This is a genomic window from Winogradskyella psychrotolerans RS-3 (assembly GCF_000427335.1).
In the GTDB taxonomy this organism is placed as follows: domain Bacteria; phylum Bacteroidota; class Bacteroidia; order Flavobacteriales; family Flavobacteriaceae; genus Winogradskyella; species Winogradskyella psychrotolerans.
Map to the genome: position 1 here is coordinate 1 of NZ_ATMR01000165.1, position 1,256 is coordinate 1,256.

The window sequence follows — 1,256 nt, forward strand, 5'->3', positions numbered from 1 at the left end:
GGAAGACTATTACCTACCTCAGCATAAGACGCCGTAATTTTGCAAAGGACAAGACATTAGAAGCACTGGGCCGGTCGTTTGAGCCATCTTTCAAAATATAAGAAAGGCCAGCCGACGGATAGAAAAAGGATTGGGCAACAGTAGAACTCCATTCATTTCTTGCAGTAATATCAAGGTAAATTTTTCTTTATACCCCAATGTTGCATTCCCGAAAGCCGCTTGTGTCATCGTTTTTCTAAGGCTTTCTCCTTTATTGTATTGCCCATTTAATGCATAAACAGAGAAGTAATTTGGGAAAACCAGGGAAGTTGGAACTGTAGAAGATAAATTCAATCCTGCGCTGGTTGTTTCACGATTACTAAAACCAAGGGTACCTGCCAGGTTGTAATCTGCACTGATGTTTTTATTCCCTATCAATAATAAATCCGAATAAATATTATCAATTGAGGATTGACTCATCCCATACCCACCATTAGGGCCTGCTACTGTCCCTTGAGTAGAGGCATAATTTCTAAATTCTGATTTGTCATATATTTTATCATAGGTGATCCTACCTTGCAAGTCCAGCCAGCTGTAAAGCTCAAGCTTTGCTGTAAAAGCAGAAATGGTATGGTCTCTTTGAAAATCGCGTTGATTCCTATTCTGCACCCAGTAAGGATTTTGATTAGGAAAAGTTTCATTCCTTATGTATGGCCAATTTTGAACATACATGGCACGAACTGGATCCCAAACTTCAAAATTATCCTTGTCATATTTCGAGAAATCATCCCCAACAGGGAAAGAATAAATCCCCGGCAAAGCACTGTAACCTCCTGCGGAATTTTGATTAAATATTTCCTGGTTGGTATAATTGACAGACCCATCTATCGATAATTTGTCGTTAAAAACTGAGAAGTTAACCTTACCGTAAAATTGTTTTGTTCTAGCTTATTTTTAGGAAGAATTCCACTAGCAGAGGTGTTAGAAAAAGACATGTAAAGTTGCCCTATATCACTGCCATTGGAAAAGGAAACAGAATTGATTTTGGTTTTCCCCGTTTCAAAAAATTCCTTTAAGTGACTATCACTACCATTGCTAATCTTCTCTCCCCAACTGTCATTGTAATTGGGGTCGGTCTGTCCATAAGAAGTTTGTAATTTGGGTAAATCCACGGCATTTCTACAGTAAAGGTTGAAGAAAATTCCACTTTGGAAACGCCATGCTGGCCTTTCTTGGTATTAACCAAATAACTCCATTGGCAGCTTCACTACCATAAA

The 1,256-nt window shown here is 38.5% G+C and carries 2 protein-coding genes; both read right to left on the minus strand.

Annotation, left to right across the window (positions count from 1 at the left end; all coding sequences use genetic code 11):
• Nucleotides 1-90: 90 nt before the first annotated feature.
• Nucleotides 91-798 (minus strand): hypothetical protein, encoded by a 708-nt coding sequence (locus ADIWIN_RS19740; RefSeq protein WP_020897802.1) that lies wholly within the window; start codon nucleotides 796-798, stop codon nucleotides 91-93.
• 65 nt (nucleotides 799-863) lie between these two features.
• Nucleotides 864-1,151, minus strand: coding sequence for a hypothetical protein (locus tag ADIWIN_RS19745; RefSeq protein WP_051155484.1), 288 nt, complete (start codon nucleotides 1,149-1,151; stop codon nucleotides 864-866).
• Nucleotides 1,152-1,256 lie beyond the last annotated feature (105 nt).